Source organism: Streptomyces sp. CWNU-52B (assembly GCF_047444975.1).
Lineage (GTDB): Bacteria > Actinomycetota > Actinomycetes > Streptomycetales > Streptomycetaceae > Streptomyces.
Genome location: NZ_JBLFJV010000060.1, coordinates 51,330 through 68,011, shown reverse-complemented (window position 1 = coordinate 68,011; position 16,682 = coordinate 51,330). Strand labels below are relative to the sequence as shown.

At 70.7% G+C, this 16,682-nt stretch carries 15 protein-coding genes; 3 read left to right on the top strand and 12 right to left on the bottom strand.

Annotated features, from left to right (window positions below; all coding sequences use genetic code 11):
* Positions 1-107 precede the first annotated feature (107 nt).
* The 3 genes from ACLVWQ_RS38355 (at position 108) to ACLVWQ_RS38345 (ending at position 2,525) form a co-directional block, all read left to right on the top strand.
* The gene (locus ACLVWQ_RS38355) at positions 108-701 is read left to right on the top strand and encodes a SigE family RNA polymerase sigma factor (protein WP_414113933.1); all 594 of its coding nucleotides are present in this window, start codon (positions 108-110) and stop codon (positions 699-701) included.
* The gene (locus ACLVWQ_RS38350; protein ID WP_414113932.1) at positions 698-1,558 is read left to right on the top strand and encodes a hypothetical protein; all 861 of its coding nucleotides are present in this window, start codon (positions 698-700) and stop codon (positions 1,556-1,558) included. Before ACLVWQ_RS38355 ends, ACLVWQ_RS38350 begins: the two co-directional genes overlap by 4 nt.
* 133 nt (positions 1,559-1,691) lie before the next feature.
* Entirely contained in the window at positions 1,692-2,525 is an 834-nt protein-coding gene (locus ACLVWQ_RS38345) for a pectate lyase (protein ID WP_414113931.1), read from the top strand.
* A gap of 245 nt (positions 2,526-2,770) precedes the next feature.
* On the opposite strand, the gene ACLVWQ_RS38340 is transcribed toward ACLVWQ_RS38345, so the two are convergent.
* The 12 genes from ACLVWQ_RS38340 to ACLVWQ_RS38285 form a co-directional block, all read right to left on the bottom strand.
* A complete protein-coding gene (locus ACLVWQ_RS38340) occupies positions 2,771-3,913 on the bottom strand; it encodes a right-handed parallel beta-helix repeat-containing protein (protein WP_414113930.1) in 1,143 nt (380 codons plus the stop codon).
* A gap of 117 nt (positions 3,914-4,030) precedes the next feature.
* Complete coding sequence (locus ACLVWQ_RS38335; RefSeq protein ID WP_414113929.1) at positions 4,031-5,260, bottom strand: dienelactone hydrolase family protein; 1,230 nt, start codon at positions 5,258-5,260, stop codon at positions 4,031-4,033.
* Positions 5,244-6,308, bottom strand: coding sequence for a pectinesterase family protein (locus ACLVWQ_RS38330; protein WP_414113928.1), 1,065 nt, complete (start codon positions 6,306-6,308; stop codon positions 5,244-5,246). Before ACLVWQ_RS38330 ends, ACLVWQ_RS38335 begins: the two co-directional genes overlap by 17 nt.
* Before the next feature lies 1 nt (position 6,309).
* Positions 6,310-7,458 carry a pectinesterase family protein gene (locus ACLVWQ_RS38325; RefSeq protein WP_414113927.1) on the bottom strand — a complete coding sequence of 383 codons (1,149 nt, stop codon included), beginning with the start codon at positions 7,456-7,458 and terminating at the stop codon, positions 6,310-6,312.
* Between the two features lie 2 nt (positions 7,459-7,460).
* Positions 7,461-8,777 (bottom strand): pectate lyase family protein, encoded by a 1,317-nt coding sequence (locus ACLVWQ_RS38320; protein ID WP_414113926.1) that lies wholly within the window; start codon positions 8,775-8,777, stop codon positions 7,461-7,463.
* 149 nt (positions 8,778-8,926) lie between these two features.
* A complete protein-coding gene (locus tag ACLVWQ_RS38315) occupies positions 8,927-9,727 on the bottom strand; it encodes a rhamnogalacturonan acetylesterase (protein ID WP_414113925.1) in 801 nt (266 codons plus the stop codon).
* Between the two features lie 198 nt (positions 9,728-9,925).
* Complete coding sequence (locus ACLVWQ_RS38310) at positions 9,926-11,287, bottom strand: ABC transporter substrate-binding protein (RefSeq protein WP_414114031.1); 1,362 nt, start codon at positions 11,285-11,287, stop codon at positions 9,926-9,928.
* Between the two features lie 112 nt (positions 11,288-11,399).
* Positions 11,400-12,707 (bottom strand): family 43 glycosylhydrolase, encoded by a 1,308-nt coding sequence (locus ACLVWQ_RS38305; protein ID WP_414113924.1) that lies wholly within the window; start codon positions 12,705-12,707, stop codon positions 11,400-11,402.
* A 62-nt stretch (positions 12,708-12,769) separates the two neighbouring features.
* On the bottom strand, positions 12,770-13,612 hold the full coding sequence (locus ACLVWQ_RS38300) for a PmoA family protein (protein ID WP_414113923.1): 843 nt from the start codon (positions 13,610-13,612) through the stop codon (positions 12,770-12,772).
* Complete coding sequence (locus ACLVWQ_RS38295) at positions 13,612-14,841, bottom strand: Gfo/Idh/MocA family protein (protein ID WP_414113922.1); 1,230 nt, start codon at positions 14,839-14,841, stop codon at positions 13,612-13,614. The genes ACLVWQ_RS38300 and ACLVWQ_RS38295 overlap by 1 nt, the downstream gene beginning before the upstream one ends.
* Positions 14,838-15,704, bottom strand: a complete 867-nt coding sequence (locus ACLVWQ_RS38290; protein WP_414114030.1) for a carbohydrate ABC transporter permease — start codon at positions 15,702-15,704, stop codon at positions 14,838-14,840. The genes ACLVWQ_RS38295 and ACLVWQ_RS38290 overlap by 4 nt, the downstream gene beginning before the upstream one ends.
* A 32-nt stretch (positions 15,705-15,736) precedes the next feature.
* Positions 15,737-16,675, bottom strand: coding sequence for a carbohydrate ABC transporter permease (locus tag ACLVWQ_RS38285; protein ID WP_414113921.1), 939 nt, complete (start codon positions 16,673-16,675; stop codon positions 15,737-15,739).
* Positions 16,676-16,682 lie beyond the last annotated feature (7 nt).

Sequence of the window (16,682 nt, the reverse complement as noted above, 5' to 3'; positions counted from 1 at the left end):
GCTGGATTGTTCCCGCGTTGAACCGGATTCAGGTTTTCATCGTGTTACGGAATGGGGTTCGGCCCGCCAAGGTGTACCGCAGAGGAATCGACAGGGAGAGGTCGTCCGTGGGCACTGTCGTCGACGACGCCGCCTCCGTGGAGTTCCACGACTTCTTCGAGCGGCACTATGCCGAACTGGCCCGCCTGGCCCATCTGCTGACCGGCGAGTCGGACACCGCGGACGATCTCGCGGCGGACGCCCTGCTCGCGCTGTGGCACCGCTGGGACCGGGTGCGCGCGGCGGACCACCCGGTGGCGTACGCGCGCGGCGTGGTCGCCAACATGGCCCGCAGCCGGATCCGCAGCGCGGTGCGCGAACGCAGACGGGTCACCCTGTTCTGGTCGCAGCGGGAGGACAGGACCGAGAATCCGGATGTGCCCGGCATCGTGGACGTCCAGGAAGCGCTGCGCAGACTGCCGTTCCGCAAGCGGGCGTGTGTCGTGCTGCGCCACTCCTTCGACCTCTCGGAGAAGGACACCGCGCTGGCCCTCGGCGTCTCGGTGGGTACCGTGAAGAGCCAGACGTCCAAGGGAATGGCGGAGTTGCAGCGGCTGCTGGGCTCCCCGGAGACCCCGCCCCGGGTGCACGCGGCTGCGCTGCGGGCCGGTGCGACCGGTGAAGTCCCCGGGATCGAGGGGACCGGGGGGAGGGGACGATGAAGGACGTGCACGACGGACCGCACCACGAACTGCACCACGGACTGCACCACGAACCGTACGACGAACGGTACGACGAACTGCGGGGCCGGCTGCGGGACTCGGCCGGGGCGTACGAGCCGGACCGCGCGCGCATCCTGGCTCGCGTCGAGCGCGGCAGGGCGAGCGAGGAGAGCCGGCGGCACCCCTCCCCGAACCCGTCCCCGCTCAGCTGGTTCCGTGTCGTCGGTGCCACCGCCGCGGTCGCGGGTGTGCTCGCGGTGGGCGGGTACGCCGTCACGTCGGCGGTGCGGGCCGAGGAGACGACCGACCAGACGGTGGCGGTCACCCCCAGCCCGGCACCCAGCCCGTCCCCGTCCCCGTCCCCGTCCCCGGAGCAGCGGGCGTCGAGCCGCGCCCCGCTCCCGCCGGACCCGGCCGACTCGTCTGCGGGCGCGCGGACCGAGGACGGCCCGCTGTGGTCGGACGGCTCGGTCGACCCGCACAGCAACGAGTTCTGGGCGCAGAGCAACGTGACCGTGCGGACACGTGAGCAACTCACCTCGCTGACCGTGACGTTGAAGGTCGGTCAGACCGGCGGGGTCACGTCGACGGGTGCCTGGCGCTCCGCTCCCGAGGACGACTTCACGGCGTCCGTCGCCGAGAAGGACGGCTTCCTCGTGTACCGGTGGGTGCTCAAGCCGGGCCGCATCGTGTGGCCGGGCACATGGGTGTTCGCCGGCCAGTACGACCACGACCGCGGCGGCCGCGACGCCGGGGACGACGCCTACACGGTCACCGCCCGTGCCGGTGGCGAAGGGCTGGGTGTGGCGGGGGACTTCGCGCGCATCGGGTCCGACGAGGACGACGACGGCTCGTAGGTCTCATAGGTCTCGTAGGCCTCGGGGCGAGAAAACTCCGGCGGGCGGCAACCCCTGCCGTCCGGGTGGCGACCATGGAGACGCAACACCTCTCCCCACCTGAACGCCTTTCCCCACCTGAAGGAACCGGGACATGACCTCACGCATGGAACCCCGTACACGTGCCCGTCACCGTCGCAGAGCCGGCCGCGAGCGTGCCCTCGTCGGCGGTGTGTCCGCGCTCGCCCTGACGGGAGCCGCACTCTTCACGAGCACGCTGATGCCGACGGCGAGCGCCGCCACCACCTGGCCGACCGCCAACGGCAGCGAGGCCGTCTCGGCGACGATCGCCGTCTCGGGCACCCGGGACGGCGGCCTGAAGCGCTACTACGGCAGCGGTGATCTGGCCGGTGACGGTCAGGAGGAGGGCCAGGACCCGATCTTCCAGCTCGCCGACGGCGCGACGCTGAAGAACGTCATCATCGGCAAGCCCGGCGCCGACGGCGTCCACTGCCAGGGCAGTTGTACGTTGCAGAACGTCTGGTGGGAGGACGTCGGCGAGGACGCCGCGACCTTCCGGGGCGGCAACTCGGCCGTCTACACGGTGTACGGCGGCGGTGCGAGGAAAGCGGCGGACAAGGTCTTCCAGCACAACGGCGGCGGCAAGCTCGTCGTCTCGAAGTTCGCGGTCGAGGACTTCAAGACCCTGTACCGGTCCTGCGGCAACTGCTCGACGCAGTACAAGCGCACCTCGATCTTCAACACCGTCGAGGTGACCGCACCGGGTTCGCGGCTGGTCGGCATCAACACCAACTACGGCGACACCGCGGCCCTGCGGAACATCACGGTCGTCGGCGACAGCGGCAAGAAGATCGTGCCGTGCCAGAAGTACATCGGCAACAACACCGGTGCCGAACCGACCACGAACGGTTCGGGTCCGGACGGAACCTCTTGCAACTACACGGCATCTGACATCACGTACCAGTGACACCCCGCCGGAGCCCGACGGCCGGACGGCCGAACCGGCAGGGTGCACAGATCTGCTGGCCTGAGCCCCCCTCGGCCAGACAGAGGAACGCCCCTCGCCGGTGACGACCGACGAGGGGCGTTCGCACCTCTCTCCCCCGGCTCCCGGCTCCCGGCCCGCGGCGATGGAGAGGGTACGGGCCCTGCGGTGGCGTCCCTCCCCTGCCGAGCCGGCTGCCTGGTGGGCCGGGGAAGGTTGCCGGGAGGTCAGTCCATCGTCGCGCCGATCGTGGTGCTGCCCGTGGTCAGGAACGTGGTCACCGGCAACGAGCCGTTCGACTGACGGGAGTTGTACGTCGTCGTGGCGTCCGTGGAGCGGAACGCGGGCGTGGAGATGCCGGAGTCCCAGTTGTTGCCGGCCGAGACGACCGAACCGCCCTTGCTGACCGTCCCGGAGCCGTTGCCCACGGCCAGGTTCTTGCCGAGCCTGGCCGCACTCGTGGCGAAGTAGTAGCCCCACTTGGCGTTGGCGTAGGCGGTGGTGCGGTTGATGACGATGGCGCCGGTGTTGCTGTTCTCGGTGAAGCCGTTGCCCGCGTTGTCCCAGGCCGCCGAGTTGTTGATGACGTGGGCCACCACCTCGCCGTCGCCGCCGAGCTTGTAGCCGTTGCCGTCACCCGCGAACGACGAGTCGGACCAGCGGTTCTTGCCGTTCCCGAACGCCCAGGTGTGTTCGATGGTGACCGGCGACGAGAACGACCAGAAGTCCAGCCCGTCGTCGGAGTTGTTGTAGAGGCGGGCCCCGGTGACCAGGTTGCCGCTGCCGGAGCCGAACTTGATGGCGACGCCGTCCGCGTTCTCCCCGTGGGTGGCGGCGTCGTAGTTGCCGTAGGAGTCGATGTTCCGGACGGTGTTGTTGGTGGTGCTGTCTCCGGTGAGGGTGAAACCGGAGTCGCCGCCGTTGATCGTCTTGATGTTCTCCCAGACCGTCGAGGCGCACGACTGGCAGACGACCGCGCTGTCCGGCGAGTTCTGGAAGGTGATGCCCGAGACCGTCCAGTAGTCGGCGGTGAGCTTGAAGATCCAGTCGCCGTCGGGGAGGTTCGAGCCGTCGATCTTCACGGTCTCGGAGCCGTAGGGCTGGAGGTAGACGCGGCTGGACGAGGTGCCGTTGGCGGTCGACTGCAGGGTCGCCGTCGGGTAGTAGGTGCCGGCGCGCACCTGGATGACCGTGCCGGCGGTGGCGTTCTTGATGGCGTTGGACAGGTCGGTGGTGTTGCTGACGACCACGGTGGCCGCCTGCGCCTGGGTGGGGATCACGGCGAGTCCTGCGCCGAGAGCGAGAACTGCGCCCAGGGACAGGGCGGAACGGCGGAACGGTGCACGACGGGACGCGGTACGACGGGACATGAGTGCGGGGTCCTTTCGTCGAATGGTGCGCGGAGTGGTGCGGGGATAGGGATGGAGATGGGGATGGGGACTTGAAGGCGAGGATCGAGATGGGGATCGGTAGGGGGAGTGCGCCGGTCACAGGACGGAGTCGAGCCAGGTGAAGACCTCGTCCTGCTGGGGCGCCGTGAACACATGGCCCAGCTCGGGCCAGACCTCGGTGCGCAACCGCTCCCCGGCCCGCTGTGAACGCCAGACGGCGCGCAGCTTCTCGTACGCCGCCCGGACCCCTTCCTCGGGGAACAGCGCGTCCTGGGCGCCGTGGAAGAAGAGCATCGGCCTGGGTGCGGCGATGCCCGCCACGTCGGGGAAGTCGAGGTGCCGGGCGAGCCCGGGGTGGAGCATGTAGTAGGCCGACTGACCGCGCAGGATGTTGTTGCCGGGCACCATGACCTCCTTCAGCCCGGTCATCCAGCACACGCTCGCCGCCGCCGCGATGTCGTCACTGAGGGCGGCCGTCTGCCAGGCCCGGAAGGCGCCCATGGAGAAGCCGACGGCGGCGACCCTGCGCCGGTCCACGCGGTCGAGGCCGGCCAGGAAGCGGGCGGCGCGCACGTCCTCACGGGCCGTCAGCCCGGCGAGCGAGGAGCCCAGGTTGAAGAAGTTGCTCGCCAGGGCCTGCTGTTGCTCGTAGGTGACGGGCCCGCGGTCGCCCCAGCCGAGCGCGTCCAGGGCGAGGACCACATATCCGCGCCGGGCCAGTTCGTCACCGACGAAGCGTCCGCTGAAGTAGCGGTCCGCCCAGGCCTGCGCGGAGGCCAGGCGCGTGTCGTCGTCCCAGGGCCGGACCAGCTTCTCCTTCCCGATGTCGAACTTGGAGCCGTGGTCGTGGAGCAGCAGGACCGCGGGGAAGGGCCCGGTGCCGTGCGGGGTCAGCAGGGCGCCGCGGACCCGCTCGTACCGGGTGAGGGAGAGGGTCACCGACTCCCGGGTGTATCCGCCTCCACCGGCCTCGGCCGCCTCTCCCCGTTCGTACGACGGCTCGAACGGGGTGTTGTCCCGCTCGACGAGCAGGTGCTCCTCGACCTTCGAGCGGGCGGTCCGCCGCCAGGCCCGGAAGTCCCGGACCGGGGAGGCGCCCCAGGCGAGCGGGAAGCGCAGCTCGTCCTTGAGGAGCGGGTGGAAGTCGGGGAGGCCGCCCTCCACGACACCTGCGACCTGGGCCGCGGGCGCCGCGGTACCGGCCGCCGCGCGTGCCGTGGCGGCCCCGGCTCCCGCCGCCCCGAACAGCGCCGCGGTCCCGGCACCCGCCACCAGCGACCGTCGGCCCAGGTGACCCGGGACCGACCGTTCAGCTCCGCCGCTCATACGGCCTCCAGTCCCCGAGATACGTCCTGCGGGTGTGCGCCGCGGCTTGCGCCGCCGTGAGCTGCGGGCGGTTCTCCGGCACCTGGATCACCGAGCCGGGACCGGAGTTGGCGTACTCGCGAAAGCGCATGGTCTGCCAGGGGTACGCCTCGCGCATGTCGATGTACGGCTCCACCGCGTCGATGCCCGGCCCCAGCCAGGTGTCCCGCACCACGAGCGACGGCCAGGCGGTCGTCTCGTAGGACGGCACCCACGGCCGGGCGATCTTGTACGCGCCGTCCTCGGCGCCGGAGGTGACCCGGCACCGCACGGCGAGGAAGCCGCAGGGATTCGCGCGGGCCGTGGCGGGGGCGAACACCATGCCCTCCGGCCTGAAGCTCACGTCCCGGTCGAGCGTGTGGAGGCGGCACCTCTCGAAGACCGCCCGCGCCCGCCCGAACACGAAGTCCACGTCACCCTCGACATGGCAGTCCCGGTAGTACTGCCGGTCGAAGGAGGCCGGCTCGGTGGTGTCCGCGAACAGGGTGTCCTGGTGGGCCAGGAACCGGACCCGCTCGAAGCGCGACCGGTCCCCGGTGACGTACGCGGCGACCGCCTGGGTCCCGGTGATCTCCGGGTGGTCGGCGCGCAGCCAGTCGTTGGCGAGCGTCAGGCCGCGCACGGTCAGGCCGGGCGCCGCGGAGGTGAAGGTGGCGGAGCCTGCGGTGCCGTAGGTGCCGGAGCCGTCCGGCTTCGGCGTCCCGTTGGCGTTGTCGTGGACGATGACCGCGTCGCGCGGGTCGCGGCCGGCCCCGAGAAGTGTCAAGTCACCTTTCTCCACGGGGATGTTGACGACTTCCCGGTAGATACCCGGGTGTACGACGATCGTCCGGCCCGGCCCGTCGACCGCGTCGACGGCTGCCTGCACGGAGTCACCGGGACGGACGTGCAGCACGCGGTGGCGCGGGTCCGCGGCGGCCGGGGACGCACCGGCCGCCGCCGGAGCGCCGAAGGCCCCGAAGGCGCCGGCAGTGCCGACCGCCCCCGCGAGCAGGGTGCGCCGTCGCATCTCAGCCCTCCTTCCAGGGAGCCCAGTCACCGAGGTACGTCCGGCGGGTGTGTGCCGCCGCCTCGGCGCGCGTGAGCTGGGGCCGGTTCGCGGGGACGGTGATCGCGGCGCCCGGACCGCTGTTGCGGTACTCGGCGAACCGCTGGCTCTGCCACGGATAGGTCTCCGACATGTTGGTGTACGGCTGCACCGCGTCGATCCCGGCTCCGAGGCGGCTCTCGCGCACGGTGAGCATGGGCCGGGCGGTGGTGTCGGACCCCGGCACCCAGGGCCGGGCCAGCTTGTAGAAGGCGTCCGGGGCTTCGCTCGTCACGCGGCTGTCCGTCACGAGGTACCCGCGCGGATTGGCGAGGGCGGTGGAGGGCGCGAAGACGAAGCCGTACGGGGCCCCGGTGAGGTCCGTCCGCTTCAGGGTGCGGAAGTGGCAGTGCTCGAACACGGCGGTGGCCCGCCCGAACACGAAGTCCACGTCCCCCTCGGCGTAACAGTGCGCGAAGTACTGCCGGGCGAAGACGCCGAGCGCGAGGGAGTCGGCGTACAGCGTGTCCTGGTGGCCGAGGAACCGGCAGCGGAGGAAGGCCGACCGGTCGCCCTGCACCTTGACGGCGACGGCCTGGGTGCCGGTGATCTCGGGATGGTCGGCGCGCAGCCAGTCGTTGGCGAAGGTGATGTCGCGGGCGGTGAACCCGTCGGCCTGCACGGTCGTGGTGGCGGACCCGGTGGTGCCGTAGGTACCGGAGCCGTCGGGCTTCGGCGTCCCGTTGGCGTTGTTGTACACGATCACCACGTCACGGGCGTCCCCGGAGGCGCCGAGCCAGGTCAGCTCCGTACGGGTGGCGTCGACGGCGACCGTCTCGCGGTAGGTGCCCGGGGCGATGACCAGGGTGTGTCCGCCGCCCTCGCCCCCGCCCGCGGCGCTCACGGCGGCCTGGACGGTGGTGTGGTCGCCGAGGCCGCCGGGGTGGACGTACAGGGTCCGCGCGTCCAGCCGGTGCGACGGCGAGCCGTACCGTCCGAAGGGGGACCGTCCGCGCGCCTGGGCGGTACCGCCGGCCCCCAGCGCGAGCGCGGCCCCGACACTCGCGACCAGGAAGGACCGTCTGCCGGTCGTCGCCGCGCTGGTTGTCTTGTTCGTCGTCGGAGAGGTCATGGTCAGCGGACCTTCCCGGCGCCCGCGCGGCCGTCGACGATGCCCGGCACGGCACGCGGCGAGTCGACCTTCGTCCGCAGGGTGGGCGTCCACCCGGCGCCCGACTGGAGGGTCTCCGCGGGGATCTCCGCGTTGTGGACGGCGATGAGGTCGGTCTTCCTGCCGTTGACGTAGTTGTTCTCGGCGGTGAGCGGTGCCTCGCTCCACTTCTTGAGGGTCTTGGCGGCGCTGACGCCGGCCGGCAGCGAGAAGGCGTTGTCCGAGGCGTACAGCTGCGAGGAGATGCCGACGCCGAAGGTGTAGCCGTACGACTGCCCCTCGTCGACCACGAAGTGGTTGTTGTACGAGTCGACCTGCCCGAAGCGGACCCGCGGCGCCCGCTCGACGATGCCCTCGAACTTGTTGTGGTGGAGCGTGACCTTGAGCTTGCCGGTGTCGTCCGCGCCCGCGCTGTCGCTGTTGCCGATCAGCATGGTCTTGTCGTGGTCCTCGACCGAGTTCCAGGACACCGTCACGTGGTTGGCGCCGCGCACGATGTCGAGCAGGCCGTCGTGCTGCTGGTAGGTCTGGCCGAAGTAGGTGGGCAGCGTGCTGTCCGGGTAGCGGCCGTCGGTCAGGGTGTTGTGGTCGACCCACACATGGGTGGAGCCGTACACGACGACCGCGTCGTACTCGGAGTTCCAGGCGCCGGTGTCCGTGTCGGTCGGGTCCCACTGCGGGAAGCAGTCCAGCGGGGCCTCGACGGTGAGGTTGCGCAGGATGACGTTGTCGACGCCCTTGATCTGCAGGCTGCCGCCTCTGATCCCGGCGCCCTTGCCGACACCGACGATGGTGGTGTTGGCGGGGACGTTCACCTTGATGGCCTTGTCCTGGTTGGCGGCGGAGACCGCTCGGAGCCCCTCGGGACTGTCGGCGGGCTCCCCGGACAGATCCGTGTCCAGACCCCAGTTCTCCGGCGAGTACTTCTCCAGATAGGCGTCGAAGTCGTACCCCGGAGCGGCGAAGGAGGCACACCCCTCGGCGACCGGATCGATGACGCCCGCGACCTTGATGATCTTCGGCGCGTCTCCGCCGGCCGCCAGCGCGGCCTTGAACTCGGCCCACGTGGCGACGGTGTGGACCTGGGCGGCGGTGGCGGCGGCACCGCCCGTGGTGCCACTGCCCTCGGACCCCCACCCGTCCCCGACGGGGAGGGTCTCCCGCCCGAGATCACGGACGTGGGGCTGGGCCTGGGCGACGGCCCCGGTGAGGCCGAGCACGAGAGCGGTGCAACCGACGACGGACACGATGACAGGTGCATGCCACATACGAGTACGCATAGGTGCGGGTTCCTTCCAAGCGGGGAGCGGGTCGACTGCTTCTCTCAGGGGCGCGGGGAACCGCGCAATCTTTTAGGGGCGCGGGGAACCGCGCGACCAACCACGACGGACCGGCACGTACGAACGAACCGTCAGAGCACTCAGAGCACTCAGGCCTCAGGCCAGCTGATCCAGGACTCGGGAATCACCTCGTCGAGCCGCCGGACGTCCCGGGGCCCGACCACCCGGCGCCGCACCGACTCCCCCGCCACCATCCGGGCCACGGCGATCGCCCCCGGCGGATTGAAGTGCGTGTTGTCCTGCTCGGTGTCGGTCCAGTTGAAGTACTTCTTCGTCTCCTCGACACCGAGTTCCTGCCAGAGCGCGATCGACAGCGCCTGGACGTCGAGCAACGCCACCCCCTCCTCCTCGGCGAGAGCCCGAGCGGCGGCGGGATAGTCGCCGTGCGTCGCCACCGCGTTCCCGTCCGCGTCGAACCTCCGCCGCTCCACGGACGTGGCGAGCACCGGCCGCGCCCCGCGCGCCCGCGCCCCGTCGACGTACTGACGGAGGTAGTCCTGGTACGTCGTCCACGGCTCGGTGTACCGCGTGGGGTCGTCGGCCTTGGAGTCGTTGTGCCCGAACTGGACGAGCAGCAGGTCTCCGGGCCGGACGGCGGCCAGCACGACGTCCAGCCGCCCTTCGTCGATGAAGCTCTTCGAACTGCGGCCGTTCACGGCGTGGTTGGCGACGGTCAGGCGCTCCTGGAGGAAGAACGGAAGCGCCATGCCCCAGCCGGTCTCGGGCGCGGCGTCGGCGTACTTCTGGGCGGCGGTGGAGTCACCGGCGATGTAGAGCGTGCGCCCCCGTCGCGGCGACGGCGAGGAGGCGACCGCGGGCCCCGTCGCCGCGACGGCGAGCGGGACGGCGGCGAGCGCCGCGGTGGTGACCTGTCTGCGGGTGAGGGTCACGTCGGTGTGCCTTTCAGGCGATGGGATCAGTGGGTCCGGTGCACGTACCTGGCTCTCGACGGCTGGACGGTCTCGGACGGCTCGGCCGGCTCGGCGGCGGGGCGGTGGGACGCGGGGAGCCGCGCGGCCGGGCCACAACGGCCCCGCGGCTCCCCCGCAGTTCCCACAGCTCCGCTGCGGCCCGCTACGACGGACCGACTAGCCCTTCTGCTCGTTCCACTCCGCCTGGGCCTTGTTGAGCTGGTCGGCCAGGGTGTTCAGGAAGTCCTTCGCGCTCAGCGACCCGTTCAGGACCTTCTGGAACGCCGGCTCGTTGTCGGTCTTCGAGATGGTGTTCCAGTCGGGCAGGTAGTACGGCAGCTGCACGATCGTGGTCGAACCGTCGGTCAGCGCCTCGGCGGCGAGCTTGGTCGGCTCGGCCTCGGAGACCCACGCGTCCTTCCCGGCGTCGTTGTTCGACGGCACCTGCCCCGCGGACTCGTTGAACTTGGAGTTCTCCGCCTTTCCGGTGGCGAACTCGATGAACTTCCAGGCGGCCTCCTTGTTCTTGGAGGTCTTGAACACGCCCAGCCCGTCGACGGGGTTGGAGACCTGGACCCGCTTCCCGCCGGGGCCCACCGGCTGCGGAATGCCGCGGAACCTGTCGGCGCCGAACGCCTTCACGTGGTCTTGGTAGGAGCCCAGGTTGTGGTTGAGCATGCCGATCGTGCCGGAGTCCCACTGGGCGACCATCTTGGTGAAGTCGTTGTTGAGGTCGGCGGCCGGGGTGACCTTCTTGAAGAGGCCCACGTACTTCTCCAGGCCCGCCACGTTCTTCGGGTCGTCGACGGTGGTCTTCTCGTTGCCCGAGTCCCAGAAGGAGGTGATGCCGGACTGCCCGTACATCGCGTCCAGCGCCTGCGCGATGGAGCCCGCGCCACCGCGGATCGTGTAGCCGAAGGCGTTCTTGTCCTTGTCGGTGAGCTTGTCGGCGGCCTCGTAGAACTTGTCCCAGGTGGTCGGCGCGTCCAGGCCCGCCTTGTCGAACAGGTCCGTGCGGTAGTAGAGGACACCGTTGTTGGCGGAGGTCGGGACCGAGTACAGCGTGCCGTCGCCGCCGCCCGCGGCCTTCAGCGACGTGACCATGTCCTCGTTGAGCTTGCCCTTCAGGGAGGACTTCGCGAGGCGGTCGTCCAGCGGCTCCAGCGCGTTCTGCGCGGCGAAGCCCGCGAGCATCGCCGCGCCGACACCGCCGACGTCCGGCAGGCCGTCGGCCTGGATGGAGGTGTCGACCTTGGACTGGTACTCGGTGGCGGCGATCGGGACGTACTTGACGTCGATGTCCGGGTTCGCCTTCTCGAAGTCGGAGATGATCTCCTTCCAGATGTCGGTGCGCACACCGCCGTTGTTGTCCCAGAAGGTGATCTCGCCCTTGCCGCTGCCCTCGGCGCCCTTGTCGCCCGAGGAACCGCTGCCGTCGTCACCGCAGGCGGTGGCGGTCAGGGCGAGTACGGCGCCCACGGCGACGGCGGTGACGGAGCGGCGCGCTCCTCTGCTGCTCCTGCGAATGCTGCTCTTCATCATCGGCTCTCTTCTTCTGGATCCAACGAGGGTGGTGTCGCTGTGAAGTTGTGAGGCTGTGAAGCCGTGAGCGGTGAGGCTGTGAGGCTGTGAGGCTGTGGCGTCCGACCGGTCAGGCGGGCGGCGCGGTGATGCGGAACCGCGTGAACGTGGCGGCCCCGGCATGTCCCGCGCCGGCCGGCGCGGCCCCGAAGAGGCCGAGCAGGGCGCCGACCCAGCGCCAGGGCGTGGCGGCGAAGACCTGCCCCGAGGACTCCCAGCCCGTCCCCAGGTCGAAGAAGAAGCGGCACCGCGCCCCCGCGCCGGCCTCGATCCGCAGCCGGACCCGCCCCTCGGGGGCCATCCGCGGATGCGCGGCGTCCCGTTCCCGCTCGGCGACGGACTCCGCGAACCGGTGCACGAGGTGGACCGTCCCGTCGGCCCCCCGTTCGAGCCCGATCCAGCTGAACGCGTCGCCCAGCACGGCGAGTCCGGCCCGCGCGCCCGGCTCCTCGGCGTCGAGCCGCAGTTCGACCTCGACGGCGCAGGGTGCCCCGGGCAGCCGCTGGGTGAGCACGCTCGGCAGCTTGCGCAGATCGTGCGCGTCCGCGGTCCGTACGCAGCTCAGCCGCAGTCCGTCGCCGGAGTGCTGGGTCGCCCAGCCGTCCTGGGGGGGGCCGTTGACGTCGGTGTCGCCCTGTTCGAGGACGACCCTCTCCTCGTACGGTCCGAAGAACCCGCGTGAGCGGAGCGCGCCCTGCCAGCCGGTCGCGACGCCGCCCGCGGGGGCGAAGATCCAGAACCAGCCGTCGTGGCGGTAGAGCTTCGGCCCTTCGAGCGTGAACCAGCCGGGGATGCGGTCGCCGTCCACGATCAGCTTGCCCTCGTCGAGCAGCCCGGTGCCGTCGGGCCGCATCCGGTGGCCGGTGAGCCGGTTCTTGATGCCGGAGCGGGACCTGGCCCAGCCGTGCACGAGGTACGCCTCGCCGCTCTCCTCGTCCCACAGGGGGCAGGCGTCGATGAGTCCCCTGCCCTCCTTGACGAGGTGGGGCCGGGTCCAAGGGCCGCGTATCTCGGGGGCGTTGACCTGGTAGACACCGTGGTCGGGGTCGCCCCAGAAGATCCAGTACCGGTCGTCGTGGTGCCGTAACGAGGGTGCCCAGACACCGCAGTCGTGCCGCGGCTTCGCGAAGTCCCGTGCGGGCTCCAGGCGTTGGAGGGCGTGTCCGACGAGGGTCCAGTTGACCAGGTCGCGGGAGTGCAGCAGCGGCAGGCCCGGGGCCCGGCCGAAGCTGGAGGCGGTCAGGTAGTAGTCGTCGCCGACGCGCAGCAGATCGGGGTCGGACCAGTCGGCGTTCAGGACCGGGTTGCGGTAGGTGCCGTCGCCGAGGTCGGCGCTGAAGGCCCGTGCGCCCTGGCGGCCGCCGGCTCCGGGGGCCACGGGGACTGAGGGGGTGGCGGGGACTGAGGGGGTGGCGGGGACGTCGGGTGTGTGCCGGCTGTTCACGGGCTCACCGCCTTGCGGACGAGCGCCGCCGCCTCGCCCCGTTCGAGGCGGCCGTCGGCGACCACGGTGACGACCCGGCGTACGACGGTCTCCCCGGCCGGGACGGGCAGCCGCTCCTCGTGGGCGAGCGACGAGCCGATGCCCGGGTACTCGGTGGTGCGCACGAACCAGGGGTCGCGGCGGGTCCGGTCCGTGGCCCCGGCGAACACCAGCGTCCAGGCGGCCCCCGCGAGCGCCACCCAGCCGGCCCGGGTGCCGTGCACCGCGTGCTCGCCCTCGGTGCCGGCGGTGAACACGGCGGGCGGCTCGGCCTCCTTGCGGGCCCGCCAGAAGAAGCCGCCGTAGGCCGCGCCGGGCCGGCCGTTGGTCGCCGGGCTGCCGATCGACAGGTGCTCGGAGGTGGTGTTGGTGAGTGAGAAGGTGAAGTCCAACGCCCAGGCGCTGTCGGTCAGTTCGGTCGCCGCGACGGTACGCCGCTCACGCAGCAGCTCGGCCCCGGCGGCGACCCAGCGCAGCTCCTCCACGAAGCCGTCGGGGTCGCGCAGCTGGAACGCGGCGTGCCGCTGGGCGCCGTGGTTGTCCAGCTCGGTCGGCCCCCGGTCGCGTACATAGGTGCGGCCGCCCCAGAAGTTGTGCCCCTCGACGTCGGGAACGGCGACACCGACGCCGAGGTGATGGAGATGGTCGGCGGGGCTGAGTTCGGTGACAGCCGTGCCGGCCAGGGTGGTGACGGGGTGCAGGTAGGGGCGCGGGGACAGCTTGGGCGCCAGTTCGGGCCGGGTGACGTAACGGCCGACCGGGCGGCCCGCGACGCGCAGGACCAGCGACTCGTTGTTCATCAGGTGCTCACCTCTTTCGGGAGTGCCCACGAGGCGCCCAGTTCGGAGTAGAGGGCCAGGGTGTCGGCGGCGGCGACGACGAGCGCGTCGACCCCGGGCACGATCCGGCGGTGTTCGCCGGCGTCGAGGTGCCAGGCGTCGCCGGGCAGCGCGACCGGGTCCGGTGCCTGTCGAATCGCTTCAACGACCTTCATGAAGGCGCCCGTCTCGTCGGGTGCGACCAGCAGTTCGGCGCGGCCCCGCAGATGCTCGACCAGGTTCTCCAGCAGATCGGTCCTGCCGTACGTGAACTCCCGCGGGCCGTGTCCCGGGCGCTGGACGAGGACGCGGTCCTGCTTGTACCAGAAGGTGATCCGGCCGCCGGTGCCGTGCACGAGGACGTACGGCTCGTCGGGGTGTTCGGCGCACAGGGTCGCGGCGACGGTGATCCGGCGGCCGGTCGCGGTGGTGACGCGGACGCAGGAGGTGTCGTCGGACTCGATGTCGTTGGCGCGCAGCAGCTCGGTCTCGATGCCGGCGACGTCCTCGGCGCGGGTGGCGCCGTCGAGCGCGAGCGCGGTGGCCACGGCGTGGGCGAGGGGGTTCGTCAGGACGCCGTCGACGACGTCCGCCCCGGCCATCCGGCGCCGCCCGGCCCAGGGCGCGCGGCGGTAGTACGACTCGGGGCGGCCCCAGGCCCCGGCGCCGCCGATGCCGCTCACCCGGCCGACCGTGCCCTGCGCGACGAGCTCCCGGATCGCGGGCACGGCGTGCGAGCCCATCGACTGGAAGCCGATCTGACAGACCACCCCGGCCCGCGCGACCCCGTCGGCCATCCGGCGGAACTCGGCGTACGACGGGGCCGGCGGCTTTTCGAGCAGCAGGTGGACGCCCCTGGCTGCGGCCGTGAGGGCCAGGTCGGTGTGGGTCGGGATCGGTGTGCAGATCACGGCGATCACGGCACCGGTGGAATCCAGCAGGCCCCCGAAGTCATCGGACTGCTCCGGAACCCCACCGCCTTCGACCGGCCCACCACGCTCGGCCGCCCCGGTCCGCCCGGAGAAACCCCCCAGCTCCTCCTCCGTGAGCGGGGTCAGTTCGCAGATTCCCGCGAGGCGTACCAGGCCCGCGGCCTGGAGGCGGCCGATGTTCTCCAGGTGCCAGCGGCCGTGACCGCGGGCGCCCGCGAGGACGAGGGGAAGGGGAGCTTCGTACGAGAGCGGGGACTTTCCTGTCCTGCCTTCCCTCATCCCTTCACCGCCCCGGCGCTGAAGCCCGTGATCAGCCACTTCTGGATGAAGGCGAACACGATCACGACGGGCACGGCCGCGATGATGCCGCCGGCGGCGAGCGCGCCCAGGTCGACGCTGTCGGCGCTCATCAGGCTGTTGAGGCCGACGGGGATCGTCTGCTTCTCCTGGTCGCTGAGGAACATCAGGGCGAACAGGAAGTGGTTCCAGGAGTGCACGAAGGCGAAGGAGCCGACCGCGATCAGTCCGGGCCGCAGCAGCGGCAGGACGACCACCCGGAAGCCGGTGAAGCGGTCGCAGCCGTCGACCCAGGCGGCCTCTTCGAGGGAGTACGGCACGTTCCGGATGAAGCCGCTGATCAGGATCATCGACAGCGGCAGCTGCAGGACGGTCTCGGCGATGATGACGCTGCTCAGCGAGTTGATCATCTGCAGCTCGGCGAAGATCTGGAACAGCGGCACCATGAGCAGCGCGCCCGGCACGAACTGCGAGCAGAGCAGCGCCAGCATGAAGGCACGCTTGATCTTGAAGTCGAAGCGGGCGAGGGCGTAGCCGCCGGCCAGCGCGACGACCGTGGTCATCAGGAGCGTGGCGACGCCGACATAGACACTGTTCTCGAAGTACGTGCCGAAGCTCCGCTCGTTCCACACCTTGTCGAAGTGCTCGAACGTCATGGGCCAGGGCACGAGCGAGCTCGATCCCGGCTCGCGCAGGGCGAAGAGCAGGATCCAGTAGAACGGGACGAGGGTGAAGAGCAGGTAGATGCCGAGCGGAAGGTAGATCTGCCAGCGCGGGGCCTCGTCCCAGGCGCGCCTGCTCTTCCCCGGGCGCCGCGGCGGCTCGTCGGCCACCGGCGTCGGCATGGCCGGGGCGACGGTGTCGATGTCCTTGGTGATCACTTGTCCCCACCCACTCCGAACTTGCTCAGCCGCAGATAGACCACCGAGCAGAAGAGGAGGATCACGAACGCGACGGTGGTCAGGGCCGAGGCGTAGCCGAAGTTGTGCGCGTCGACACTGGTGTTGGCGATGTAGAGCGGCAGTGTCGTCGTCTCCCCCGCCGGTCCGCCGCCGGTCAGCGTGTAGAGCAGGTCGACGTTGTTGAACTCCCACACCGCGCGCAGCAGCGTGGAGAGGATGATCGCGTCCTTGAGGTGCGGCAGGGTGATGTGCAGGAACTGCCGGAAGCGGCTGGCGCCGTCGACCTCGGCGGCCTCGTAGAGGTCCTTCGACACGGACTGGAGGTCGGCGAGGATGAGGATCGCGAAGAAGGGCACCCCGCGCCAGAGGTCGGCGACCACCGCCGCGGGGAAGACCGTCGAGGTGTCGGAGAGCCAGCTCGTGCCGTACTCCCCGATGCCCAGGTCCGCGAGGTAACGGGTGATGCCCGTCTGGGAGTTGTAGAGCAGCACCCAGATCGCGGAGGTGAGCACGCCGGAGACGGCCCAGGGCGAGAAGACCATGGCGCGGCCGAGCGAGCGGCCCACGAAGGTCTGGTTGACGATCAGCGCGAGCGCCAGCCCGAACAGCAGCTGGAGCCCCACCTCGACGACGACCCACTTGGCGCTGAAGACCAGCGTGTCCCAGAACTGCGGGTCCTCGGTGAAGGCGTGCACGAAGTTGTCGAAACCCGCGAAGCCGTTGCGCCACGGTTTGGTGGGGTTGTAGTTCTGCAGGCTGTAGTAGAAGACGCTGAGCACCGGGTAGGCGATGAAGCCCAGCATCAGCAGTCCCGCCGGGGCGATCAGCAGATACGGGAGCCTGCGAGGCGTCGCCGAGCCACGGCGCCGCCGGGGTGGCGCGGGCTGCTTCGCCACGGCTGCGGCTTGGGCCATGACTGTT

Coding starts and splice junctions, on each gene's coding strand:
- ACLVWQ_RS38350 (WP_414113932.1), top strand. CDS start 698: ATGAAGGACGTGCACGACGGACCGCACCACGAACTGCACCACGGACTG.
- ACLVWQ_RS38345 (WP_414113931.1), top strand. CDS start 1,692: ATGACCTCACGCATGGAACCCCGTACACGTGCCCGTCACCGTCGCAGA.
- ACLVWQ_RS38340 (WP_414113930.1), bottom strand. CDS start 3,913: ATGTCCCGTCGTACCGCGTCCCGTCGTGCACCGTTCCGCCGTTCCGCC.
- ACLVWQ_RS38335 (WP_414113929.1), bottom strand. CDS start 5,260: ATGAGCGGCGGAGCTGAACGGTCGGTCCCGGGTCACCTGGGCCGACGG.
- ACLVWQ_RS38330 (WP_414113928.1), bottom strand. CDS start 6,308: ATGCGACGGCGCACCCTGCTCGCGGGGGCGGTCGGCACTGCCGGCGCC.
- ACLVWQ_RS38325 (WP_414113927.1), bottom strand. CDS start 7,458: ATGACCTCTCCGACGACGAACAAGACAACCAGCGCGGCGACGACCGGC.
- ACLVWQ_RS38320 (WP_414113926.1), bottom strand. CDS start 8,777: ATGCGTACTCGTATGTGGCATGCACCTGTCATCGTGTCCGTCGTCGGT.
- ACLVWQ_RS38310 (WP_414114031.1), bottom strand. CDS start 11,287: ATGAAGAGCAGCATTCGCAGGAGCAGCAGAGGAGCGCGCCGCTCCGTC.
- ACLVWQ_RS38300 (WP_414113923.1), bottom strand. CDS start 13,612: ATGAACAACGAGTCGCTGGTCCTGCGCGTCGCGGGCCGCCCGGTCGGC.
- ACLVWQ_RS38295 (WP_414113922.1), bottom strand. CDS start 14,841: ATGAGGGAAGGCAGGACAGGAAAGTCCCCGCTCTCGTACGAAGCTCCC.
- ACLVWQ_RS38290 (WP_414114030.1), bottom strand. CDS start 15,704: ATGCCGACGCCGGTGGCCGACGAGCCGCCGCGGCGCCCGGGGAAGAGC.
- ACLVWQ_RS38285 (WP_414113921.1), bottom strand. CDS start 16,675: ATGGCCCAAGCCGCAGCCGTGGCGAAGCAGCCCGCGCCACCCCGGCGG.